Annotated in this window: 22 protein-coding genes; 14 read left to right on the top strand and 8 right to left on the bottom strand. The window is 69.2% G+C overall.

Annotation, left to right across the window (positions count from 1 at the left end; all coding sequences use genetic code 11):
• Positions 1 to 2: 2 nt before the first annotated feature.
• Together CRM90_RS04640 and CRM90_RS04635 are read left to right on the top strand one after the other, a co-directional pair.
• Entirely contained in the window at positions 3 to 344 is a 342-nt protein-coding gene (locus tag CRM90_RS04640) for a hypothetical protein (protein ID WP_102805844.1), read from the top strand.
• Positions 345 to 360: 16 nt separating this feature from the next.
• A complete protein-coding gene (locus tag CRM90_RS04635; RefSeq protein WP_102805843.1) occupies positions 361 to 1,347 on the top strand; it encodes a bile acid:sodium symporter family protein in 987 nt (328 codons plus the stop codon).
• Here the strand turns inward: CRM90_RS04635 and CRM90_RS04630 are convergent.
• On the bottom strand, positions 1,334 to 1,939 hold the full coding sequence (locus CRM90_RS04630) for a YqgE/AlgH family protein (protein ID WP_102805842.1): 606 nt from the start codon (positions 1,937 to 1,939) through the stop codon (positions 1,334 to 1,336). The genes CRM90_RS04635 and CRM90_RS04630 overlap by 14 nt on opposite strands.
• Before the next feature lie 71 nt (positions 1,940 to 2,010).
• On the opposite strand from CRM90_RS04630, the gene CRM90_RS04625 reads away from it, so the two are divergent.
• The 4 genes from CRM90_RS04625 to CRM90_RS04610 are packed head-to-tail and all read left to right on the top strand — an operon-like array spanning position 2,011 to position 7,166.
• The gene (locus CRM90_RS04625; RefSeq protein ID WP_102805841.1) at positions 2,011 to 3,282 is read left to right on the top strand and encodes an MFS transporter; all 1,272 of its coding nucleotides are present in this window, start codon (positions 2,011 to 2,013) and stop codon (positions 3,280 to 3,282) included.
• 27 nt (positions 3,283 to 3,309) lie between these two features.
• Positions 3,310 to 4,083: a TIGR03084 family metal-binding protein gene (locus tag CRM90_RS04620; RefSeq protein WP_102805840.1), complete on the top strand. Its 774-nt coding sequence runs from the start codon at positions 3,310 to 3,312 to the stop codon at positions 4,081 to 4,083.
• A gap of 42 nt (positions 4,084 to 4,125) precedes the next feature.
• Positions 4,126 to 4,701 carry a molybdopterin-dependent oxidoreductase gene (locus CRM90_RS04615; protein WP_102805839.1) on the top strand — a complete coding sequence of 192 codons (576 nt, stop codon included), beginning with the start codon at positions 4,126 to 4,128 and terminating at the stop codon, positions 4,699 to 4,701.
• On the top strand, positions 4,698 to 7,166 hold the full coding sequence (locus CRM90_RS04610; protein WP_102805838.1) for a putative bifunctional diguanylate cyclase/phosphodiesterase: 2,469 nt from the start codon (positions 4,698 to 4,700) through the stop codon (positions 7,164 to 7,166). The genes CRM90_RS04615 and CRM90_RS04610 overlap by 4 nt, the downstream gene beginning before the upstream one ends.
• Here CRM90_RS04610 and CRM90_RS04605 read toward each other — a convergent pair.
• Positions 7,076 to 7,588, bottom strand: a complete 513-nt coding sequence (locus tag CRM90_RS04605) for a pullulanase (RefSeq protein ID WP_102805837.1) — start codon at positions 7,586 to 7,588, stop codon at positions 7,076 to 7,078. The genes CRM90_RS04610 and CRM90_RS04605 overlap by 91 nt on opposite strands.
• A gap of 7 nt (positions 7,589 to 7,595) precedes the next feature.
• Positions 7,596 to 9,056: a CCA tRNA nucleotidyltransferase gene (locus CRM90_RS04600; RefSeq protein ID WP_102805836.1), complete on the bottom strand. Its 1,461-nt coding sequence runs from the start codon at positions 9,054 to 9,056 to the stop codon at positions 7,596 to 7,598.
• A 71-nt stretch (positions 9,057 to 9,127) separates the two neighbouring features.
• Between CRM90_RS04600 and CRM90_RS04595 the strand changes: the two genes are divergently transcribed.
• The 8 genes from CRM90_RS04595 (at position 9,128) to CRM90_RS04560 (ending at position 19,747) form a co-directional block, all read left to right on the top strand.
• A complete protein-coding gene (locus CRM90_RS04595; protein ID WP_199189776.1) occupies positions 9,128 to 9,922 on the top strand; it encodes an NUDIX hydrolase in 795 nt (264 codons plus the stop codon).
• A gap of 2 nt (positions 9,923 to 9,924) precedes the next feature.
• A complete protein-coding gene (locus tag CRM90_RS04590; protein WP_233209181.1) occupies positions 9,925 to 12,249 on the top strand; it encodes a DUF6049 family protein in 2,325 nt (774 codons plus the stop codon).
• A complete protein-coding gene (gene murJ / locus CRM90_RS04585) occupies positions 12,246 to 15,773 on the top strand; it encodes a murein biosynthesis integral membrane protein MurJ (protein ID WP_102805833.1) in 3,528 nt (1,175 codons plus the stop codon). Before CRM90_RS04590 ends, murJ begins: the two co-directional genes overlap by 4 nt.
• Before the next feature lie 72 nt (positions 15,774 to 15,845).
• On the top strand, positions 15,846 to 16,409 hold the full coding sequence (gene sigM, locus CRM90_RS04580) for an RNA polymerase sigma factor SigM (protein WP_102805832.1): 564 nt from the start codon (positions 15,846 to 15,848) through the stop codon (positions 16,407 to 16,409).
• Between the two features lie 12 nt (positions 16,410 to 16,421).
• Complete coding sequence (locus CRM90_RS04575) at positions 16,422 to 16,916, top strand: RsmA family anti-sigma factor (RefSeq protein ID WP_102805831.1); 495 nt, start codon at positions 16,422 to 16,424, stop codon at positions 16,914 to 16,916.
• Between the two features lie 79 nt (positions 16,917 to 16,995).
• Entirely contained in the window at positions 16,996 to 17,967 is a 972-nt protein-coding gene (trxB, locus tag CRM90_RS04570; protein WP_102805830.1) for a thioredoxin-disulfide reductase, read from the top strand.
• Entirely contained in the window at positions 17,964 to 18,296 is a 333-nt protein-coding gene (gene trxA / locus CRM90_RS04565) for a thioredoxin (protein WP_036342267.1), read from the top strand. Before trxB ends, trxA begins: the two co-directional genes overlap by 4 nt.
• A gap of 203 nt (positions 18,297 to 18,499) precedes the next feature.
• Positions 18,500 to 19,747 carry an N-acetylmuramoyl-L-alanine amidase gene (locus CRM90_RS04560; protein WP_199189775.1) on the top strand — a complete coding sequence of 416 codons (1,248 nt, stop codon included), beginning with the start codon at positions 18,500 to 18,502 and terminating at the stop codon, positions 19,745 to 19,747.
• On the opposite strand, the gene CRM90_RS04555 is transcribed toward CRM90_RS04560, so the two are convergent.
• From CRM90_RS04555 to CRM90_RS04535, 5 genes are all read right to left on the bottom strand, one after another.
• Positions 19,748 to 20,476, bottom strand: a complete 729-nt coding sequence (locus CRM90_RS04555) for an acetyltransferase (protein ID WP_102805829.1) — start codon at positions 20,474 to 20,476, stop codon at positions 19,748 to 19,750. It abuts the gene before it with no gap.
• A 228-nt stretch (positions 20,477 to 20,704) separates the two neighbouring features.
• Positions 20,705 to 21,670, bottom strand: a complete 966-nt coding sequence (locus CRM90_RS04550; RefSeq protein WP_102806106.1) for a ParB/RepB/Spo0J family partition protein — start codon at positions 21,668 to 21,670, stop codon at positions 20,705 to 20,707.
• Between the two features lie 12 nt (positions 21,671 to 21,682).
• The gene (locus CRM90_RS04545) at positions 21,683 to 22,624 is read right to left on the bottom strand and encodes a ParA family protein (protein WP_102805828.1); all 942 of its coding nucleotides are present in this window, start codon (positions 22,622 to 22,624) and stop codon (positions 21,683 to 21,685) included.
• Positions 22,621 to 23,328: a 16S rRNA (guanine(527)-N(7))-methyltransferase RsmG gene (gene rsmG, locus CRM90_RS04540; RefSeq protein ID WP_102805827.1), complete on the bottom strand. Its 708-nt coding sequence runs from the start codon at positions 23,326 to 23,328 to the stop codon at positions 22,621 to 22,623. Before rsmG ends, CRM90_RS04545 begins: the two co-directional genes overlap by 4 nt.
• Positions 23,329 to 23,375: 47 nt before the next feature.
• Positions 23,376 to 23,939, bottom strand: a complete 564-nt coding sequence (locus CRM90_RS04535) for a Jag family protein (protein ID WP_102805826.1) — start codon at positions 23,937 to 23,939, stop codon at positions 23,376 to 23,378.
• Positions 23,940 to 23,967: the final 28 nt, after the last annotated feature.

The raw sequence follows: 23,967 nt of genomic DNA, 5'->3' as shown, positions 1-23,967 counted from the left end.
CCATGTTCATCGTCGGCCTGGTGTGCCTGGGAATGGCCGTCCTCGTCGGCGGCTCGGGCGCGTGGACGCTGACCCGACCGCCCAGCGCTGACGTCACCGCGCAGGTGATGCGTGCGGTCGCGCCGACCCAACTGGCCGCCGCCGTCATGCTCGCCGCAGGCGGAGCAGTAGCCCTGGCCGCCCCCGCGGGCACCGCGCTGCTGGTCCTGATCGTCTGCGTGATCGGCGCGGTCGGGACGATCGGCGCCGGCTCCTGGCAAGGCGCCCGCTACGCCGCCCGACGAGAAGCTCAGGCCGGCGGCTGCGCGGGGAGCTGCGCGAGCTGCACGCTGTCCTGCAAGTAAGCCGCTCGGCGACCTGATGAGGGCGCTGCGTCGCGGTTTCGGAGTCGACCCGTTCCTGCTGCTGCTCATCGCGGTCGTCCTGCTGGCCACTGTGCTGCCCGCCGGCGGTACGGCGGCCGACGCTCTGTCGCTGATCACCAAGATCGTCATCGCCCTGCTGTTCCTGCTGTACGGCGCGCGGCTGTCGCCACAACAGGCCTGGCACGGGGTGCGGCAGTGGAAGCTGCACCTGCTGGTGCTGTCCACCACGTTCGTGGTGTTCCCGCTGCTCGGACTCGCGGCCCGCGCGCTGGTTCCGTCGGTGCTGACCGCCGACCTGTACACCGGCCTGTTGTTCCTGTGTCTGGTGCCGTCGACCGTGCAGTCCTCGATCGCATTCACCTCGATCGCACGCGGGCACGTGTCGGCCGCGATCGTCAGCGCGTCGCTGTCGAACATCGTCGGCGTCTTTCTCACACCGCTGCTCGTTGTGGTGCTGATGCCGCTCGGCGGGGCACCCCGGGTCGACGGGTCGGCGGTGGCAGACATCGTGCTGCAACTCCTGGCGCCGTTCGCCGCAGGTCAGCTGCTGCGCCGGTGGTTGGCGCCGGCGGTGACCCGGCACGCGGCGCTGACCAAGGTGGTCGACCGCGGTTCGATCCTGCTGATCGTCTACGCCGCGTTCTCGGTCGGGATGGCCGAACACATCTGGAGCAGCGTGCAGCCGTGGCGGGTGGTGGCCGTCGCCGCGGTCAGCGCGGTGTTGCTGGCGGTGGTGCTGGCCTTCACCTGGATCACCGGCAGACTGGCCCGGCTAGATAGCGCGGATGCGATCGTGCTGTTGTTCTGCGGGTCGAAGAAGAGTCTGGCCTCCGGGTTGCCCATGGCGCTCGTGCTGTTCCCGGCGGCCAGCGTGGGCTTGATCATGTTGCCGCTGATGCTGTTTCACCAGATCCAGCTCTTCGTCTGCGCGGTGATCGCCGCCCGGCTGGGCCGGGGGACGCCGGCACTCAGTTCCGGCTGACGTCGATCGGATGCGTCGCCAGCAGTGACAGCGGTAGCGGCTGGCGCCGCAACACCCGCGACCACAAGTCCACCCGCTGCTCGACCAGAACATCGGAAGGCAACGCGGACAACACAATCCAGTCGTCGCGCTCGATCTCGCCCTCCAGCTGGCCGATGGTCCAGCCGGAGTACCCCGCGAAAATCCGCACCCCCTCGACGGCAGGCGCGAGCAGATCGGGGTCGGCGTCCAGATCGATCATCACCATTCGGCCCGCAACATGGCGCATACCGGGCATGCCCTGCGGATCGGTGCCCACCCGCAGCGTGCCCAGACACAGCGCGGCGTCGCGTTTGACCGGCCCGCCGATGAACATCGTCTTCGGCTTCGCAGCCAATTTCAGACACTGCGGCAACACGTTGTAGACAGCGGTCTCGCTGGGGCGGTTGAGCACCACACCCAAAGTGCCGCCATCGTTGTGCTCGACGACGTAGATCACGCTGCGCCGAAACGTCGGCTCCATCAGATCGGTGTTGGCCAGCAGCAACGTTCCCGGTCGTACCCGGTTCGCCGCAGGCGCGACGAAATCTTCGGGGTCCTCGGACTGTGCCACCCCACCATCATGGCATCAGGTAGGTGTTGCTGTGGTAACGGGCGCGTGTGGATATTTGTACTGTTGGTCCGATGGTCGACGCCCGCGCACCCGGTTCGCTCTGGCGCGCCGTGCGCAGTCTGCCCGAGTTCTGGCGGTTGCTCGAGTTGCGGACCGCCAGCCAATTCGGTGACGGGCTGTTTCAGGCCGGGCTCGCCGGCGGGTTGTTGTTCAACCCGGAACGGGCGGCCGATCCGTGGGCGGTGGCCGGCGCATTCGCGGTGCTGTTCCTGCCGTACTCGATCGTCGGCCCGTTCGCCGGAGCACTGCTGGACCGCTGGGATCGCCGGGCGGTCCTGGTCGCGGCGAACCTGGCCCGGCTGGTGCTGGTCGTCGGCGTCGCGATGCTGCTGGCCGTCGGTGCCAGCGACCTGACCGTGTTGTGCGGCGCGCTGATCGTCAACGGGTTCAGCCGGTTCGTCACCTCAGGGCTGTCGGCGGCGCTGCCGCACGTTGTGCCGCGCCAGTCCGTCGTGGTGATGAACTCCGTCGCGACGGCCACCGGAGCCACCGCCACGTTCCTCGGCGCGAACTTCATGCTGCTGCCGCGCTGGCTGTTCGGCTCCGGCGACGCGGGCGCGGCCACCATCATGTCGATGGTGGCGGTGCCGATCGCGGTCGCGTTCGTGTTGTCGCTGCGCTTTCCCCGGCACGTGCTCGGGCCCGACGACACCGCCCGCGCCGTGCACGGATCGGTGTTCTACGCCGTCACCACCGGGTGGATCTACGGCGCCCGCACCGTGCTGACCACACCCACCGTCGCGGCCACCCTGTCCGGCCTCGCCAGCCACCGGATGGTGTTCGGCATCAACACCCTGCTGGTGCTGGTCATCGTGCGGCACAGCGACACCCCGGCCGTCGGTGGTCTGGGCACCGCCGTCATCTTCGTCGCGGCCACCGGCGGCGGCGCGTTCCTGGCCAACGTGCTGACCCCGATGTCGATCAAGCGGTGGGGCCGATACGCGACCGCCAACGGGGCGTTGGTGTGTGCGGCGGTCATTCAGCTGGCCGGCGCCACCCTGCAGTTGGTGGTGATGATCGTGTGTGGGTTCCTGCTCGGGCTGGCCGGCCAGATCGTCAAGCTGTGCGCCGACACCGCCATGCAGATCGACGTCGACGACGCGCTGCGCGGACACGTGTTCGCCGTACAGGATTCGTTGTTCTGGGTGTCGTTCATCGCCGCCATCACCGTCGCCGCGGCGGTGGTTCCGGCCGACGGCCACTCCCCCGTCCTGGCATTGACCGGCTCGGTGGTCTATCTCGTCGGCCTGGCGGTGCACAGCGCGGTCGGGCGTCGCCCGTGATGTCAGGGCTGGGGCTAGGTTCGATCCATGGCAGCCGCGGACCCGATCATCGACGACCTGCGCGACGAAAGCGACGCGCTCGACGCCCTCGTCGCACCGCTGGATCCACCCTCCTGGGCGCAGCCCACACCGGCGCCCGGCTGGACCATCGCCCATCAGATCGCACACCTGCTGTGGACGGATCGGGCGTCGCTGCTGTCGATCACCGACGAGCCCGCGTTCGGTGAACTGCTCGCCGCGGCGCAGGCCGACCCGTCGGGCTTCGTCGACAAGGCCGCCGAAGAGCTGGCGCTCACCCCGCCCGAGCAGCTGCTGACGCAGTGGCGCGACACCCGCACGCAGCTGCACGCAGCGCTGCGCGGGGTGGCCGACGGCCGCAAGCTGGTCTGGTTCGGGCCGCCGATGAGCGCACCGTCGATGGCCACCGCGCGGCTGATGGAAACCTGGGCGCACGGACTGGACGTCGCCGACGGTCTCGGTATCGCGGTCGCTGCGACGGCCCGGCTGAAATCGATCGCCCACCTCGGTGTGCGCACCCGCGACTTCGCGTTCACCGTGCACGGACTCACCCCGCCTGACGAGCCGTTCCGCGTCGAGCTGACGGCGCCCGACGGCAGCTGCTGGGCGTGGGGGCCCGAGGACGCGGCCCAACGCGTGACCGGGTCGGCTCTCGACTTCTGCTATCTGGTCACCCAGCGCAGGCCGAGCGGCGAGCTTGACGTTGTCGCCGAAGGACCCGACGCCGCAAGGTGGCTCGGCATCGCGCAAGCCTTCGCCGGACCGCCCGGCCAGGGACGCTGACCTATCGGCCGATCGTTGCTTTGGGCAGTATCATCGCCCTTCATGCGCAACCGCCTCCTGGCCGCCATCGCGGCGGGGACGGTCAGCATTGCGGTCGGCGGGTGCGCGAGCAGTCCCACCCACGACCACCCCTCCTCGGCCGCAGCGGAATCGGGGTCCGGCCAGGGGCGCAACCCCTACGACATCGGGACCGTCGATCCGCCGGCTCCGAACGCGCCGGTGCTCACCGTGACCGGCGGGACGACGGCGCTGTCGCTGACCATCGACCAACTCAATGCCATGGGCCACGCGACCATCTCGATCGACGAACCCTTCGTCAACAAGCGCGAGACCTACAGCGGTGTGCCGCTGGCGGACGTGCTCGCGCTGGCCGGAATCCCCGATACCGCAACGATCGACACCGACGCGATCGACCACTACCACTACGTCAGCGTCGTCAAACCGATGGTCGACTCGCAGGCTCTGATCGCCACCCAGCATGACGGCGCGCCGATTCCCTACGACCAGGGCGGGCCCATCCGGATCGTGTTCCCCGACCGCACCCCGCTGTCATCGGTGCTCGAAGCCTGGAACTGGAGCCTGACGTCGATCACGGTGAAGCATCCGGCAGGCTCGTGATCACCGACCGCTGGCTCACCCCGCCCGGCCCTCGGCTGACCCTCAACCGCGGCCAGCAGCTCGTGGCGGCCGTGCTGGTGCTGCTGCTCATCGCGCTGGTCGCGATCGGCTTTCAGTCCTCGGCCGATCAAAACGCGTACAGCCAGCACAGCGCCCGCAGCGAAGCCGCAACCACCAACACGTTTTTCACCGTGCGCGACTCCCTCACCTACATCGACCGGGCGCAGCAATATCTGCTCGGCGTGGTTCCCCGGCGTGACGTCCAGCTCGCCAGGGCGATGCTGGCTCAGCGCCTGCGGGTGATCGCGACCAACGGCCTGACCGCCGCCGACAGCACCGGCCCCGACTACCGCTCGGCACTGGCCGCCCTCGACGCGGTGGTCGCCAAGGCGCCGCCCGGCCTGCTACCCGTCGGGCAACGCGACCGGTGGGCCGGCACCATCCTGCCGCGTTCCGAGGCCCTCTCCGAGCGGGCCCACGAGCTGGCCACCGACAACCAGCTCGAACAACACCGGATGGATCGCCTCGCCGAGCGGAACCTGCTGCGCGGCAGGGTGGTCGAGCTGGCCATGCTGATCTCCGCTCTGATCCTCGCGGCGATTCTGCTGTGGTGGGTGTCGGCCAACGTTGTGCGCCAATACCGAAGCGCCCGAAGGGCTTTCGAAGACGAGCGCGAAGCGTTGCGCCAGACCGAGTTTCGCCTCGACCGGGTTTCCGCGCTGGAACGCGGCCAGGCGCAGATCCTGGAACGGATCGCCACCGCGGGCCCGGTGTCATCGGTTCTGCGCCAGATCGTGCAGCTGGCTGCCGACGTCTCCGGGGCACCGGCGGTCCGACTGTCGATCGGCAGGCGCACGGTCATCTACCCGCCGGGCGCCGACGTGTCGGGCACGCCGGCGTGGACCGGTGTCGTCACCGACAACGTCGACGGATCGGGAACGCTCCAGGTGTTCGGCGACGCCGATGCGCTCGACGAACTCGCCCACACCGCCCTGGTGCGGTGCCGTGACCTGGCGGTGCTGTCACTCGAACGCGATGCGTCCGCGCGGCGGCTGTCCTACCAAGCCAGCCACGACGCTCTCACCGGCCTGGCCAACCGCAGCCTGCTCCTCACCCGGCTGTCGAACAGCCTGCTGCTGTCCCGCCGCCGCGGAACTCCGCTGGCACTGCTGTTCTGCGATCTGGACCGCTTCAAGATGGTCAACGACTCGATCGGGCATGCCGGCGGAGACCAGCTGCTGATCGCGGCGGCGCGGCGGCTGTCGGCCACCGTGCGCGAAAGCGACACCGTGGCACGCCTCGGCGGCGACGAGTTCGTGGTGCTCTGCCCGGAGCTGCCGGACCGCACCCAGGCCCTCGCACTGGCCGAACGGATCCGCAGCGCACTCAGCGTCCCGTACACCATCGACGGCAAGGAGGCGTTCGTCGACGTCTCCATCGGCATCACCTTCGCCGACGAATCCACCGTCTCCGGCCACGAACTGATGCGCGAGGCCGACGTGGCGATGTACCGGGCCAAGCTCACCGACGGCCACCACATCAACGTGTTCGACTCGACGCTGGAAGCCGAGGTCGCGCAGCGTCTGGATCTGGACGCCGCCCTGCGGCACGCGGTGGAGCGTGGCGAGCTGCGGTGCTCCGCCCAACCGATCGTCGTGCTCGACACCGGAGTGATCACCGGCTTCGAGATGCTGCTGCAGTGGCACCGCCCGGGGCTGCCCGTCCTGTATCCCGGTGCGTTCATCCCGCTGGCCGAGGACAACGGGATGATCGTCGACATCGGCCGGTGGGTGCTGCGCGAGACCATCCGGACCCTTGCGCAGTGGCGCGCCGACGGGCTGGCGCACGACCTGACGATGTCGGTCAATGTGTCGCCCCGCCAGGTGCGGGAAGCCGGCTTCGCCGAAGAGGTGCTGCAGATGCTGGCCGCGGCCGGGTTGCCGCCCGAGGCCCTGATGATCGAACTCACCGAACACGCACTGGTCGACCTGCGGGTGGCCCACCCGACACTGGCGCGGCTGCGCGAGGCCGGTGTCAGCGTCTCCCTCGACGATTTCGGCACGGGCTATTCGTCGCTGACCCAGCTGCGCACGCTGCCCGTCGACCAGATCAAGCTCGACCGCTCGTTCGCCGCCGCCCTCGACGAGGGCGACGACAAGCAGCGCGCCGTCGTGCAGTCGGTGGTCGCCCTGGCCAGCGCGCTGTCGCTGGACCTGGTGGTGGAAGGCATCGAGACCATCGCCGAACGCGACACCCTGCTGGATCTCGGCGCCGACAAGGGGCAGGGCTTCCTCTATCACCACCCCGTGCCGTGGGACGCGGCCCGCGCGCTGCTCGAATCGGGCGGGGTGTGCCCGGTGCCGTCGGACGGCGGCTACACCGGGCTGGCGTCGTCGGAGAATCCGTCGCCGTCGGAGTCGACGACCGTGACGTCCCAGCGGCCGTCCCCGTCGGTGTCGACGTAACCGGTGTCGAACCCGCCGTCGGGCCCGCTGCGCAGCACCCGATCGGCCAGCCCGTCGCGGTCGACGTCCAGCATCCGGTCCGGCCGTCCGTCACCGTCGAAATCGATCGGCCCGTCCGCCGTGTGCTCGACGCCGTCGAGACCGAACCAGCGCAGCGGGCCGACCGGGCCGGCCGGCGTCATCGCCCACGTCCCCGACCCGTCGTCGGTGAAGACGCGCTCCGCGGATCCGTCATCGAGGTTGAAGGCGGCGTGGTCGGCCAGCCCGTCGTCGTCGAAGTCGGCCAGCGCATCGTCGAAGGCGCCGTCGCCGTCGAGGTCCAGGCGCACCCCATCGAGCTCGCCATCACCGTCGACGTCCACCCCGGGGTGACCGCTGAACATCGCCGCCGTGCCGTCCCCGTGTCCCAGGCAGTAGTCCATACCTACCTCAGACGCCGGGCTGGTCCTTCGCGTTCCGTTCGGTCCACCACGCCAGCAGTTCGGCGACGGCCTCGTCGTGCTCGAGCGGGCCGCGGTCCAGGCGCAGCTCCTTGAGGAACGACCAGGCCTGCCCCACCAGTGGGCCGGGCGGAATGCCGAGCAACCGCATGATCTCGTTGCCGTCCAGGTCCGGACGCACCCGCTGCAGATCCTCCTTGGCGGCCAGCTCCGCGATCCGCGCCTCGAGCTCGTCGTAGTTGGCCTGCAGCCGCGCCGCACGCCGCTTGTTGCGGGTGGTGCAGTCGGCGCGGACCAGCTTGTGCAGCCGGGGCAGCAGCGGGCCGGCGTCGGCGACATAGCGGCGTACCGCCGAATCCGTCCACTTGCCGTCGCCGTAGCCGTGGAACCGCAGATGCAGATACACCAGCTGCGACACGTCGTCGACCATCTGCTTGGAGTACTTGAGCGCCCGCATCCGCTTGCGGACCATCTTGGCCCCGACCACCTCGTGGTGGTGGAAGCTCACTCCCCCATCGGATTCGTGACGCCGGGTGGCCGGCTTGCCGATGTCGTGCAGCAACGCCGCCCAGCGCAACACGAGGTCGCGCTCGCCCGGTTCCTCGAGTTCCATCGCCTGGCGCAGCACGGTCAGCGAATGCTGATAGACGTCCTTGTGCTGATGGTGCTCGTCGATGGCCATCTGCATGCCGCCGATCTCGGGCAGCACCACCTCGCCCATCCCGGTGTGGACCATCAGATCGATGCCTGCGACCGGATCCTCACCCAGCAGCATCTTGTCCAGCTCGACGGCCACCCGCTCGACCGTGATTCGCCCGAGCTGTGGCGCCATCTCCACGATCGCGCGACGCACCCGATCGGAGACGCCGAACCGCAGCTGGGAGACGAAGCGCGCCGCCCGCAGCATGCGCAGCGGGTCATCGCCGAACGACACCTCGGGCGCCGCCGGGGTGTCCAGGATCCGCTGCCGCAACGCGCTCAGGCCGCCCAGCGGATCGATGAAGTCGCCCGGACCGTCCGCGGTGATGCGCACCGCCATCGCGTTGACCGTGAAGTCGCGGCGTACCAGATCGTCCTCGAGCCGGTCGCCGTAGCGGACCTGGGGATTGCGGGACACCTGGTCGTAGCTGTCCGCGCGGAAGGTGGTGATCTCCAGCCGCTCGCCGTACTTGCCGACACCGACTGTGCCGAACTCGATGCCGGTATCCCACAGCGCATCGGCCCACGGCCGCACGATCCGCTGGACCACCTCGGGCCGCGCGTCGGTGGTGAAGTCGAGGTCCGGGTTCAGCCGGCCGAGGACGGCGTCGCGCACACTGCCCCCGACGAGGTAGAGCTCGTGGCCGGCCGCGTCGAACAGGGCACCGACTTCACGCAACAACGCACCCTGTCGATTGAGTGCGACGAGGGCCCGGGCGAGCAGTTCGACGTCGTGGATGGCTTCGGACACGTGGCAGAAGCGTAGTCGTGTACCGGCGAGTGCGGTCGGGACACCATCCCGTGCCAGCTACTATCGCTTGGGTGTCGGACGGCGAACAGGCCAAACCACGACGGCGCCGAGGGCGTCGCCGCGGCCGTCGCGCGGCCGGTCCGGCAAATCCCACCCCGGCGGACGCCGGCGCCGCCGAAAGCTCGGACACCGCCACCGGATCCCCCGCCGTCAACGGCAGTAACGGTCAGCCCCGGCCGGGCAAACCCGGCCGCCCCCGCCGGGCGCCGGCGCGACTGCGCACCGTCCACGAAACGTCCGCGGGCGGACTGGTCATCGACGGCATCGACGGGCCTCCCGAAGCTCAGGTGGCCGCCCTCATCGGGCGGGTCGACCGGCGCGGGCGGATGCTGTGGTCACTGCCGAAGGGCCACATCGAACAGGGTGAAACCGCCGAGGAGACCGCGATCCGCGAGGTCGCCGAGGAGACCGGTATCCGCGGGCAGGTCCTGGCCGCGCTCGGCAGCATCGACTATTGGTTCGTCACCGAAGGCCGGCGCGTGCACAAGACGGTGCACCACTACCTCCTGCAGTTCTCCGGCGGTGAACTGTGCGACGAGGACGTCGAGGTCACCGAGGTGGCCTGGGTCCCGGTCGGTGAACTCCCCAAACGGCTGGCCTACGCCGACGAACGTCGCCTGGCCGAGGTCGCCGGCGAACTGATCCAACTCCTGCAGTCCGACGGCGTCGCCGCGCTGCCGCCGCTGCCGCGCACCACCCCTCGCCGGCGGCCCCAGACGCATTCCCACACCCGCAACCGTCGCTCGGACGATTCAGGACCGCGTCAATCCGGCCCGCGGACGAACGGCTGCGGACCGGGAACGTGACCATGCCGAGGCGGGTCGGCAGGCTGCCCCGGATCGTGCTGGTCCTCGGTTTCCTTGCCTTGCTCGCGATGCCAACGACCGCGCCGGCCGCCGCCGGCGAGCCCGGGTCGGCGCCCTTCCTGCAAGTGCGGGTGGACAGCGTCACCCCGGATCTGATCACCACCACCAGCGAACCGACCGTCACCGTCACCGGCACCGTCACCAACGTCGGCGACCGTCCGGTACGTGACGTCGTCGCCCGCCTCGAACACGCTGCCGCGGTGACCTCGTCGGCCGGGCTGCGCACCAATCTCGACGGCGCCAACGACCAGTTCCAGCCGGTCGGCGAATTCACCGCGATCTCGCCCGAAATGCAGCGTGGGCAGGCGGTCGGGTTCAGCTTCAGCTATCCGCTCCGCTCGCGCACCGCACCGTCGCTGGGCGTCGAACAGCCCGGGGTCTACCCGCTGCTGGTCAACATCAACGGCACCCCGGACTACGGCGACGCCGCCCGCCTCGACGACGCCCGCTTCCTGCTGCCGGTCCTGGGTGTACCGCCCGACCCGGCCAGCGCCTCGGCGGATGCCCTGACCGACGTCGTCCCGCCGGACACCACCAAACCTGTTGCGGTGACCATGCTCTGGCCGCTCGCCGACAGACCGAGGCTGGCCCCCGGGGTGCCGGGCGGCACCACACCGGTGCGGCTGATGAACGACGACCTGGCCGTGTCGCTGGCCGCGGGCGGCCGGCTGGACTCGCTGCTGTCGGCGGTCGATTTCGCCACCAGCCCCCCGGTTGATCCCGGCGGCGACACCGCGCGGGCGCTGTGCCTGGCGATCGACCCGGATCTGCTGGTCACCGTCAACGCGATGACAGCCGGCTACGTCGTCTCCGATTCCCCCGACGGGCTCGGCGTCGCCTCCCACCCCGGCACCGGACAGGCCGCCGCGGTGGCCTGGCTGGACAAGTTGCGCGGCCTGGCCAAACGGATGTGCGTCACAGCCACGCCCTATGCGCAGGCCGATCTCGGCGCACTGCAACGGGTCGGGGACGCCGGGCTCGACGCCGCGGCAACCATCAGCGGGAGCGACATCATCGATCAGATCCTGGGCATCGCCTCGTTGCGCGGCGCGACGGTCCTCGGTGACGGGCCGCTGACGCCCGCCGCCGTCGACCTGCTGGGCAGCCAAGGTTCGACGGTCGCGATCGCGGCCGCCAACTGCTCCGCCCAGGACTCCGCGACCGGGGAGCCGATGACCGCCGACGTGACCCCGCGCCGGGTGTCGCCGCAAGTGGTGATGGCACCGTTCGACCCCGCCGTCGGCGCCGCCTTGGCCGGAGTCGGTACCGACCCCGATCTGCCCACCTATGTTGATTCGTCGCTGGACGTTCCGCTCGACCACGACTCGATGGTCGCGCGGCGGCAGGACGCCATCGCGTCCATGCTGTGGCGGGCGCTGCAGCCGAGCGCCGAGCCGCGCCAGCAGATCCTTCTCCCCCCGCTGAAGTGGAGCCCGCAACCCGGTGACGCGCAGTCGATGCTGACCGCGCTGGCCACCACGATCCGCTCGGGACTGGCGTTCGCCCGGCCGCTGGGCGACGTCATCACGGAGGCGGCGCAGGCCGGCCCCGATGCCGGTGCCGATCTGCCTCGCGACACCCGAGGCGGCTTCGACGACGATGTCATCTCCACGATCGCCGGACAGAACGGCCGGTTGTGGGGGTTGACCGCCGCGCTCACCACCGATCCACGCACCGGGCTGACCGGCCCGCAATACACCGCTCCGCTCCGCGAGGACATGCTGCGCGCCCTGAGCCAGACCGAGCCGCCCGATGAGCGCAACGATCTGGCCCGGCGCCGGCTGGGTGCCGTCGGTGCCACCATCAACGACCTGTTCGGCGCGGTCACCATCGTCAACCCGGGTGGTTCGTACACGCTGGCGACCGAGCACAGCCCGCTGCCGCTGGCGGTGCGCAACGACCTGGCCGTCCCGATCCGGGTCCGCCTGCAGGTCGACGCCCCGCCCGGGATGACCGTCACCGACCTCGGCGAGCAGGAGATCCCGCCGGGCTACCTGCCGCTGCGGGTCCCCATCGAGGTGCACTTCACGCAGCGAGTCGCCGTCGACGTCGCACTGCGCACCCCGGACGGGCTGCAGCTCGGTGAACCGGTGCGCCTGTCGGTGCACTCCAACGCCTACGGCAAGGTGCTGTTCGCGATCACGCTGATCGGCGGCACCGTGCTCGCGGTGCTCGTCGGACGCCGGCTCTACCACCGCTTCCGCGGCCAGCCCGACCCCGCCGACCTGGACCGCCCGCGCCGGGCCTGGCCCGAAGGCCGCGAATGACGCCGCCCAACCGCAGGCCGGTCGCCTACGTCCGGCCCGGTCCCCGCACCCGCGCGGTGCGCGCCGAACTGTCCGACGCCGCGGTGGTGTCACGCTCCTGGGGCATGGCGCTGGCCACCCTGGTCAGCCGCATCACCGGGTTCATCCGCATCGTGCTGCTGGCCGCGATCCTCGGTGCGGCACTGTCCAGTGCGTTCACCGTCGCCAACCAGTTGCCGAACCTGATCGCGGCGCTGGTGCTGGAGGCCACCTTCACCGCGATCTTCGTCCCGGTGCTGGCCCGCGCCGAGCGCGACGACGCCGACGGCGGCGAGGCGTTCGTACGCCGGCTGGTCACGCTGGCCACCACCCTGCTGCTGGTCGCCACCATCCTGTCGGTGGCGGCGGGGCCGCTGCTCGTGCGGCTCATGCTCGGCCAGGACCCGCAGGTCAACCAGCCGCTGACCACCGCGTTCGCGTATCTGCTGCTGCCGCAGGTCATCTTCTACGGGCTGTCGTCGGTGTTCATGGCAATCCTGAACAACCGCAACGTGTTCGGCCCGCCGGCCTGGGCCCCGGTGGTCAACAATGTGGTCGCGATCGCCACTCTGGGGCTGTATCTGATTGTCCCGGGCCAGCTCTCGGTCGATCCGGTGCAGATGGGCAACGCCAAGCTGCTGGTGCTGGGCATCGGAACGACGCTGGGCGTGGTCGCTCAGACCGTGGTGCTGCTGGTCGCGATCCGCGCCGAGCGGATCAGCCTGCGCCCGCTGTGGGGCGTCGACGATCGGCTCAAACGGTTCGGCGCGATGGCCGGCGCCATGGTGCTCTATGTACTGATCAGCCAGATCGGGCTGGTGGTCGTCAACCAGATCGCCAGTACCGCGGCCGCCTCCGGCCCGGCGATCTACAACTACACCTGGCTGGTGCTGATGCTGCCGTTCGGCATCATCGGCGTCACCGTCCTGACGGTGGTGATGCCGCGGCTGAGCCGCAACGCCGCCGCCGACGACACCCCCGCCGTGCTGGCCGACCTGTCGCTGGCCACCCGGCTGACGATGGTGACGCTGATCCCCATCGTGGCGTTCATGACCGTCGGCGGTCCGGCGATGGGCAGCGCGCTGTTCGCCTACGGCAAGTTCGGCGAGGTGGACGCCAACTACCTCGGTGTGGCGATCAGCCTGTCGGCGTTCACCCTGATCCCGTACGCGCTGGTGTTGCTGCAGCTGCGGGTGTTCTACGCCCGCGAACAACCGTGGACACCGATCCTGATCATCGTCACGATCACGGTCGTCAAGATCGCGGCATCGCTGGTGGCCCCACACCTGACCGGCGACAAGGAACTCGTCGCGGGCTACCTGGGCCTGGCCAACGGTCTGGGCTTCCTGGCCGGCGCCATCCTTGGTTACGTGCTGCTGGAGCGGGCGCTGAAGCCGCCGCGCGGCACCCTGCTCGACCTCGATGTGGTCCGCACGATTCTGGTCACCACCGCAGCATCGCTGCTGGCCGGGCTGATCGCCTACGTCATCGACCGGCTGCTCGGGCTCAAGGTGCTCACCGAGCACGGCGGCGGCGCGGGGTCGCTGCTGCGGCTGCTGGTGCTCGGCGTGATCATGCTGCCGATCCTGGCGGCGGTGATGCTTGCCGCGCGGGTTCCCGATGCGGTCGCCGCGTGGGGTGCGGTCAAGCGCCGCATCAGCCGCACCCCGCCGCAGACCGTCACTTCACTCGCTGCGCTCGACCGGCCGCAGGTCCCGAGGCAGTTCCCGTACCCTGAGCACAGCAATTCGTACGGAGCCACCGGCTCGACGGGGAAAGGACCGGAGGTGAACGACCAACCCTCGGGTAATCCTCCCGCTGAGCCGATCGGGGACGCCACGACGAAGATCCCGCGCCAGGCCGCGGACGACTTCCAGCCCGATGTGGCACCCGACATGCACGTCGGCACGGTTCCCCCGACCGTGCCTCCCAAGCAGCCCAACGCCGACTTCGCCGGCGATCCGACCCGCGAGCCGCTCGGCTTCGAGTCCCCCCGGGAACCGGCGATGGAATCCAGCGCCGCGGCCGACGAGGACACCAACCTGATTCCGGGAGCCAGCATCGCCGGCGGGCGTTACCGGCTACTGGTCTCGCACGGCGGCCCGCCCGGACTGCAGTTCTGGCAGGCCCTCGACACCGCGCTGGACCGGCAGGTGGCGCTCACCTTCGTCGACCCCGAGCGCACCATGTCAGACGAACAGGTGCAGGAAATCCTTTCCCGCACACTCAAACTCAGCCAGATCGAACGGCCGGGCATCGCTCGGGTTCTCGACGTCGCCAACACCGGTGCCGGTGGTCTGGTGGTTTCGGAATGGATTCGCGGCGGCTCACTGAAGGAAGTCGCCGACACCTCGCCCTCACCGATCGGCGGAGCGCGCGCCGTTCAGTCGCTGGCCGCGGCGGCCGACGCAGCGCACGGCGCCGGCGTCGCGCTGTCGATCGACCATCCGAGCCGGGTGCGGGTCAGCATCGAAGGTGATGTCGCGCTGGCATTCCCGGCGACGATGCCCGGAGCCACCCCCGAGGACGACATCCGCGGTATCGGCGCCGCCCTGTACGCCCTGCTGGTCGACCGGTGGCCGTTGCCGGAGAAGGGCGTGCCCAGTGGGTTGGAGCCCGCCGAGACCGACCCGGCCGGTGAGCCCCTCGAACCTCGTGCGATCGATGGCGCCATCCCGTTCCAGATTTCCGCGGCAGCCGCGCGCTCGGTGCAAGTTGGCGGTGGAATTCGTTCGGCGCCAACCCTTTTGAACCTGTTGCAGCAGGCCACCGCGACAGCCGACCGTACCGATCTGATCGAACCCGTCGATCCTGTCGGCGGGCCGGCCGCAGCTCTGCCCGCCGAGCCGGCGGATGCCGAAGCCCAGGCGCGCCGCAGGCGCAACCTGCTGATCGGCGTCGGCGTGGGAGCCGGAATCCTGGTGATCGCGCTGATTGTGCTGGCCTCGGTGCTCAGCAGTATCTTCGGCGACGTCGGTGGTGGGCTCAAGGGTGACCAACTCGGGCTGAACCCCTCGACGTCGCAGACCGCCGACAACAATGCCGCCGCCAGCGGGAGCACCGTCAAACCCGTCAAGGTGACCGTGTTTTCACCGGGCGGTGGCGCCGACAATCCGGACAAGGCCGACCTGGCCGTCACCGGCGGACCCGGCACCGGCTGGCCCACCGACACCTACACCGATCCGAATCCGTTCCCCAACTTCAAGAACGGCGTCGGCCTGCTGCTGCAGCTGCCCCAGCCCACCACGGTCGGCAGTGTGTCGCTGACGGTTCCCAGTACCGGTACCCAGGTGCAGATCCGCTCCGCGTCGTCGGCCAATCCCACCACCTTGGACGACACCACCGTGCTCACCCAGCCCACCGCATTGCAGCCGGGCGCCAACACAATTCAGGTGAATGCGACGACGCCGACCACCTACCTGGTGGTGTGGATCTCCACGATGGGCACCACCGACGGCAAGAACAAGACCGAGATCTCCGGGCTGACGGTCAAGGCCGCCGGCTAAGCCTCCTCGGTCCTCCACAGCCCGTCCCCCTGGTGAAGTGCCCGCGGGCGGCGGGAAACCTACTGTCCGGCCATGCTCAGCTTCCTCGGCCCGGCCGTCGTTCGCAGCGATGCCCAGCTGCTCGCCGCCCATGTCGCCGGCGACCGCTACGCCTTCGAGGAGCTGCTGGCCCGACACCACCGCCGGCTGTACCAGCTGGCGCGCCGGAGGACCCGCAGTCCCGAGGACGCCGCCGACGTCATCCAGGACGCGATGCTGGCCGCCCACCGCGGTGCCCCCGGGTTTCGCCACGACGCGGCGGTCGGCAGCTGGTTGCACCGCATTGTGCTCAACGCCTGCCTGGACCGGGTGCGCCGCGGTGCCGCACAGCCGACCACCGCGCCTCTGGTCGACGAGCACGGAGTCGGTGACCGCACCGCCGAAGTCGACACCGTGCTGCTGGTGCGGCGCGCGTTGATGCGCCTGCCGGCCGACCAGCGGGCCGCCTTACTCGCCGTCGACATGCATGGTTACTCGGTGGCCGACGCGGCCGCGCTTCTGGGCGTTGCCGAGGGCACCGTGAAGAGCCGCTGCGCGCGGGGACGAGCACGCCTGACTGGCCTGCTGCGGTCCGACGGCGCGGCCACGCGCAGCTGACACACTGGTCGGGTGGAGCCCACGCACACCGTCACCCCGGCGTCCGACGGCCCCGCAGCCCATGCGCGGCGCCCGGCCGCGCGGACCGGCCGGCTGATGGCCGCCGGCATCGGTGCGGCGGCCGTGCTCGCCGCGATCGGTCTCGGCACCGCGGCACTGCTGAAGTCCGGCGGGCCCGCCGCCAGCACCCTGACCAGCGCGAGCATGATCACGGTCACCCCGAAAATGCCGATCAGCAGCCGTGAGCTCAATGCCCTGATCGCCCGCGGTCCGGACTTCGGCCCGCTGGCCGATCCCAATCGGCGGGCCGCGTGCCTGAGCGCGCTCGGCTATCCCGGATCGGTGCAGGTCCTGGGTGCCGAGCAGGTGCAGGTCGACGGCAAGCCTGCCATCGTGCTGGTGCTACCCGGCGACCAGCCCGATGTGATCGTGGGCGTCGCCGTCGCCGCCTCGTGCAGCTCGATGGACACCGGGCTGATCGCCGACACCACCGTGCGACGCCCATAGTGCACGGCGGGGAACAGCGCGGCCTACCCTGTTGTTTGACCAGGTGCCCCAGAACGGCACCCGACGCAGAAAGGCTGGTATGAGCGCCAACCCAGTTCATGACGTCATCGTCATCGGATCAGGCCCCGCCGGCTACACCGCGGCCATCTACACCGCCCGCGCGCAGCTGCAGCCTCTGGTCTTCGAGGGCACGTCGTTCGGCGGCGCCTTGATGACCACCACCGAGGTGGAGAACTTTCCCGGCTTCCGTTCGGGCATCACCGGCCCGGAGCTGATGGACGAGATGCGCGAGCAGGCCCTGCGCTTCGGCGCCGACCTGCGGATGGAAGACGTCGAATCAGTCGACCTGGACGGACCCGTCAAGAAGGTGGTGACCGGCGACGGCGAAACCCACCTGGCCCGGTCGGTCATCCTCGCGATGGGCGCCGCGGCCCGCTACCTCGGCGTCCCCGGCGAACAAGAGCTGCTCGGCCGCGGCGTCAGCGCCTGCGCCACCTGCGACGGCTTCTTCTTCAAGGAGCAGGACATCGCGGTCATCGGCGGCGGCGACTCCGCGATGGAAGAGGCGACGTTCCTGACCCGCTTCGCGCGCAGCGTCACCCTGGTGCACCGCCGTGACGAGTTCCGCGCGTCGCGGATCATGCTCGAGCGCGCCCGCGAGAACGACAAGATCACGTTCCTGACCAACACCGCGGTCGACGCGGTCGAGGGTGACACCACCGTCTCCGGGTTGCGCGTGCACAACGTGCTCACCGGGGAGGAATCCACCTTGCCGGTGACCGGTGTGTTCGTCGCGATCGGCCACGATCCCCGCTCCGAGTTGGTCCGCGACGCGGTCGAGCTCGACCCGGAGGGCTACGTGCTGGTTCGCGGCCGCACCACCGCCACTTCGATCGACGGCGTGTTTGCCGCCGGCGACCTCGTCGACCACACCTACCGGCAGGCCATCACCGCGGCCGGGATGGGCTGTTCGGCCGCGATCGACGCCGAACGCTGGCTGGCCGATGCCGACGACACCGCAACCACCGAGATGATTGGAGCACACCAATGAGCGAAGGCGGCGCGACCGTAACGGTCTCCGACGACTCCTTCTCCCAGGACGTCTTGTCCAGCAATACCCCTGTGCTGGTTGACTTTTGGGCCACCTGGTGCGGTCCGTGCCGGATGGTCGCCCCCGTCCTCGAGGAGATCGCCACCGAGAAGGCCGGCGCCCTGACGGTGGCCAAGCTCGACGTCGACGCCAACCCGGCGACGGCCCGCGACTTCCAGGTGGTCTCGATCCCGACGCTGATCCTGTTCAAGGACGGTCAGCCGGTGAAGCGGATCGTGGGCGCCAAGGGCAAGGCGGCGCTGCTGCGGGAGATCGCTGACGTCGTCTGACCCTGGCGGACCAACTGCTTGCTCCTCCCCCGGTCCGGGCATGCGGTGACGCTGTCGCCGCATGCCTGAGACGATTCCGTTATCAGCGGCCTCGCCTGCCGTTTTCCGGAATGCGGTGAGGTTCTGAGAGAATGCTCCCTAGCCTGTGTGCAATCGTCAGCCCTGGCGATACTGAGCTGACAACGGCGATCGAAGGGCCCTGTATGTCGAGTCTTCGCCACGGTGCCGGGGGCGATGCCTCCTCGCACCGGAGCGGTCGTGATGACGTGTTGCGCCGCGGTGACCGCAGCAACGCCGTCGTCGAGATTCGCGAAGCGCTCTCCGCGCTCGGCCTGGTCGACAATCCTGACGCGAACCTCACCACCGGTAAGCGGGTGGCGGTCGACGTGTTCGACGCCGACCTCGACCACGCGGTGCGCGCGTTCCAGCAGCGCCGCGGCCTGCTGGTCGATGGGATCGTCGGCGAGGCCACCTACCGCGCCTTGAAGGAAGCCTCCTACCGGCTCGGCGCCCGCACCCTGCTGCACCAGTTCGGCGCCCCGATGTACGGCGACGACGTCGCGACGCTGCAGGCCAAACTGCAGGAGCTCGGCTTCTACACCGCCTTGGTGGACGGCTACTTCGGCTTGCAGACCCACAACGGGCTGATGTCCTATCAGCGTGAGTACGGCTTGTCCGCCGACGGCATCTGCGGCCCGGAAACGTTGCGCTCCTTGGACTTTCTGGGTTCACGCGTCACCGGCGGCTCGCTGCACGCCATCCGCGAGGAGGAGCAGGTCCGCCGCTCGGGACCGCGGCTGTCCGGCAAGCGGATCATCATCGATCCGGGCCGCGGCGGTTCCGACCACGGCCTGATCACCCAAGGACCGGACGGCCCGATCAGCGAAGCAGACATCTTGTGGGACTTGGCAAGTCGGCTCGAAGGTCGGATGACCGCGATCGGCATGGAGACCTTCCTGTCCCGCCCGGCCGGCCGCAGCCCGCTGGACGCCGAGCGGGCCGCCACCGCGAACACCGTGGGCGCCGATCTGATGATCAGCCTGCGCTGTGAGACCCAGCCCAGCCCGTCGGCCAACGGCGTGGCGTCGTTCTACTTCGGCAGCTCGCACGGTTCGGTATCGACGATCGGTCGCAATCTGGCCGACTTCATCCAGCGAGAAGTTGTGGCGCGCACAGGATTACGCGACTGCCGGACCCACGGCCGAACCTGGGATCTGCTGCGGCTCACCCGGATGCCGACGGTTCAGGTCGACGTCGGCTACATCACCAACCCGCGAGACCGGTCGATGCTGGTGACCAGTCACGCGCGCGACGCGATCGCCGAGGGCATCCTGGCCGCCGTCAAGCGGCTCTACCTGCTGGGCAAGAACGACCGGCCCACCGGTACTTTCACATTCGCCGAGCTGCTCGCCCACGAGATGTCGGTCGAACAGGCCCGGCCCGCTTTCTGACTAGCCGCGAACCTCGGCGCCGGCGCCGACCGGCTGCTGCAGCTGTGCACTTTCCAGCAGCCGTTCCAGTGCGGCCTCGACCTCGGCTTTCCAGCCCAACCCCTTGTCCAGCTCGAGCCGCAGCCGCGGGAAGTACCGATGGGGCGCGACGATCGTGAACCCGGCGTCGAGCAGGAAGTCGGCGCTGATCATGCACTGGTCGAAGGAGCAGTCCCCCAACACTTCGACGGCCGGTCGCAACTCGGGGTCGACGGCGTCGGGATCGAGTAGTTCTCCGGCGTCGGCGGTGCGGCCGAACGCCTCGAGGGCTCGCACGCCGCGTCGAACCAGTTCGTTGACCACCTGGCTGATCAACGCGTGCGGAACTCCGTCGGCCTGCCCCGACTCGATCCCGATCGATGTCAGCAGAACGGCGTCCGCGCTGACCGGTCCGGTCGGGAAGAGTTGCGCACGCGGTACCGCCCGGGGTGGGGCGTACAACACATAACCGACGCACGGCTGCTCGTCGTCCGACGCCGATCCGTCGGCGGGCGTCGTACTGGCCACCTGACCACACGACCCCCACTCCAGCATGACCATCGACAGCCATGCTTCCTTCTCGAACTCAGGATCCGGAAGGTAGTCACCGCCGAGCGTCGCGGGGTCGACTTCCCAGAACACACATCGGCGCGCGTGCTTGGGTAGTTGCTCGAATCCTTCGAGCCGAAGCGGCGTGATACGGACGGACACTAACCTTCCCGGCTTTCTTGCGGTGCGGATGCGCGCAACTGCCCCTCCAGAATAGGAGAGGCGACCGCGGGCGTGCCAGTGATGGAGTAGCTACCGAAGCCGGCGCTCGGTGGGAGCGGAACTTGTTGGCGCACTGTGCGATTCCTCGCTGGATACATTCGGCAGCGAACGCGGACCGGGGTTGGCGTCACTGTGACGGAACTGGCTGGTGTCGTCGTACCTGGAAATTCAGCCCGCAGGCCGGTTCATCATGTCGACAATGCGCTGCAAATCGTCGACCGAGCCGAACTCGACGACGATCTTTCCCTTGCGCTTGCCGAGGCTGACCGTCACCCGGGTGTCGTAGGTGCTCGACAGCCGTTCGGCGACGTCTTGGAGGCCGGGCATCTGGATCGGCTTGCGCCGCGGCGCGGGTGGCGTCTTGGTGTCGGACCGGTTCGCCAGAGTGACGGCTTCCTCAGTCGCCCGCACCGACAATCCCTCGGCCACGATCCGCGCGGCCAGCTCTTCCTGAGCCTCGGCGCCGGCCTCCAGCGCGAGCAGTGCACGTGCGTGACCCGCCGACAGTACACCCGCCGCCACCCGGCGCTGGACGGCGATCGGCAGGCGGAGCAACCGGATCATGTTCGTGATCACCGGACGCGACCGGCCGATCCGTGCGGCGAGTTCGTCGTGGGTGACCTCGAACTCGTCGAGCAGTTGCTGGTAGGCCGCCGCCTCTTCCAGAGGATTGAGTTGAGCGCGGTGGATGTTCTCCAGTAGTGCGTCGCGCAGCAGGTTGTCGTCGGTGGTCTCTCGGACAATTGCCGGGATGGTGGCCAGGCCGGCTTCCTGCGCCGCGCGCCAACGCCGCTCCCCCATCACCAACTGATAGCGCGCCGGTGCTCCGGGTCCGGAGTCCGGCTGCGCCCGCACCACGATCGGCTGCATGAGCCCGAACTCGCGGATGGAGTGCACGAGTTCGGCAAGGGCCTCTTCGTCGAAGACCTGGCGCGGCTGGCGGGGGTTCGGCTCGATGGCCGACGGGTCGATCTCGCGATAGACCGCCCCGACGCTGTCCACGTCCAGCGGCGCTCCCCCACCGATCACCACGTCGGCAGCGGCAGAACCGAGGCGCGGACCACCGTCGGCCGGTCCGGTCGGGATAAGCGATGCGAGACCGCGGCCGAGGCCGCCCTTGCTCTTCGATGACATGTGCGCCTCCACTTATGCCCGGGTAGCCCGCTGCGCGAGTTCTTTGCTTGCGTCGAGATAGCTCATGGCACCTCGCGAGCCGGGATCGTAGTCGATGATCGTCATGCTGTATCCGGGTGCTTCCGACACCTTGACGCTACGGGGAATCACGGTGGTGAGTACCTTGTCGCCGAAGTAGTTGCGCACCTCGGAGGCGACCTGGTCGGCCAACTTGGTACGGCCGTCATGCATCGTGAGGATGACAGTCGAGACGGTCAGTTGCGGGTTGAGGTGTGCCCTGACCATTTCGATGTTTCTCATCAGCTGCGAGACGCCCTCCAGGGCGTAGTACTCGCACTGGATCGGGATCAGCACCTCGGGTGCCGCGACGAGCGCGTTGATGGTGAGCAGCCCGAGCGAGGGCGGGCAGTCGATGAAGACGTAGTCAAAGTCCGAATCATCGAGCGCGGCCAGCGCGTTGCGAAGCCGGTTCTCCCTCGCCACCATGCTGACGAGTTCGATCTCGGCGCCCGCGAGATCAATCGTGGCCGGTACACAGAACAAGCGTGGGCTATGCGGGCTCTGCCGGATGGCGGCCTGTAGCGGGATCTCCCCGAGGAGCACTTCGTAGGACGACGGGGTGCCGGATTGCCGATCGGCGATCCCGAGCGCGGTGCTGGCATTGCCCTGGGGATCGAGGTCGACGACCAAGGTCTTCAGTCCTTGGACCGCGAGGGCGGCCGCCAAGTTCACCGCGGTCGTCGTCTTGCCGACCCCGCCCTTCTGATTGGCGACGGTGAAGACCCGGCGGCGGCCGGGCCGCGGCAGCTGTCCTGCGGTGGTGTGGAGGACCTGCATCGCGCGCTGTGCTGCGGCGCCGATCGGGGTCTCGAAGTCGTCCGGCGGGTTCCATGTTTCACGTGAAACATCGGCGCCCGCGGTTCCGGAGGAATCCGGGTTCGATGGGATGGTCATGATCCCCTTTTCTCCGACGTTCGCGCGGACTTCTTCTTCCCGCCTGGCGCTCGCTCCCCCCGCACCGCGATCACCACGGTCGCGGGAGGATCCGAATAGCTCTCGCCACATCTCACCACCCTCACATCGGTTGCGCCCAACGACGCCATCCCGCGCCGTCCCTCGACGACTTCCTCTTCGGCACGTTCGCCTTTCATTGCCAGCATGCGCCCGCCGGGCCGCAGCAGCGGAAGACACCATCGGGTCAGCTTGTCGAGTGACGCCACCGCCCGGGACACCACCACGTCCGCGCCGCCGGCCGAAGCGCGGACATCCGGCTCCTCCGCGCGGCCGCGGATGATCTCGATGGGAAGTCCCAGTGCCGAGACCGACTCCTCGAGGAATTCCGTCCGGCGCAGCATCGGCTCGATCAGCGTCACCCGAACGTCGGGTCGCGCGATCGCGATCGGCAGTCCGGGCAGACCGCCGCCGCTTCCGATATCGAGAACCCGGGCATCGGGCTCGATGAGTTCCGCCACCGCGACACTGTTGAGAATGTGCCGCTCCCACAGGCGGTCGACTTCCCTTGGGCCGATCAACCCCCGCTCGACGCCGGGGCCCGCAAGCAGATCCGCGTAGCGCTGAGCCAGGTGCACCCGGTCGCCGAAGACGACCTCGGCCGCCGGCGGAGGAGGGGGCGCGGTGCCATGTTTCACGTGAAACATCCTCCGGTCATAGTGGCGTCCGGGTCACGAACTACACCGATGTAACTTCAGCCCTTCAGGACGACAACGCGGCGCGACGGTTCCACGCCTTCGCTCTCGCTGTGCACGCCGTCCACGGCAGCAACCGCGTCGTGCACGATCTTCCGCTCGAACGGAGTCATGGGGGCCAATTCCTCGCGATCACCCGACTCCAGCACGCGGCGAGCCACCTTGTCGCCCAGTGCGCTGAGCTCTTCGCGGCGGCGGCGGCGCCAGTTCGCGATGTCGAGCATCAATCGGCTGCGCTCCCCCGTCTTCTGGTGGACTGCCAGTCGGGTCAGCTCCTGCAGTGCATCGAGGATCTCGCCCTTGCGGCCGACCAGTTTCGAGAGGTCTTCGCCGCCGTCGATGCTGACGATCGCGCGGTTGCCCTCGACGTCGAGGTCGATGTCGCCGTCGAAGTCCAGGAGGTCCAGCAGTTCCTCCAAGTAGTCGCCGGCGATCTCGCCTTCGGCGACGAGGCGCTCCTCGAGGTCCTCGCCCTTCACTTCGGCCTTGTCCGAGGTCTGGTCGAGGTCGTTGTCGACCGCGACGTCAGATTCGGTCACTTCAGTGGTGTCGGCATCCGCCATGTGTCTCTCCCTCTTTCGCCGGAGTGAT

Source organism: Mycobacterium sp. ENV421 (genome assembly GCF_002887815.1).
Lineage (GTDB): Bacteria > Actinomycetota > Actinomycetes > Mycobacteriales > Mycobacteriaceae > Mycobacterium.
Note: the sequence above shows the minus strand (reverse complement) of the source record. Positions and strands in the feature narration are given on the sequence as shown.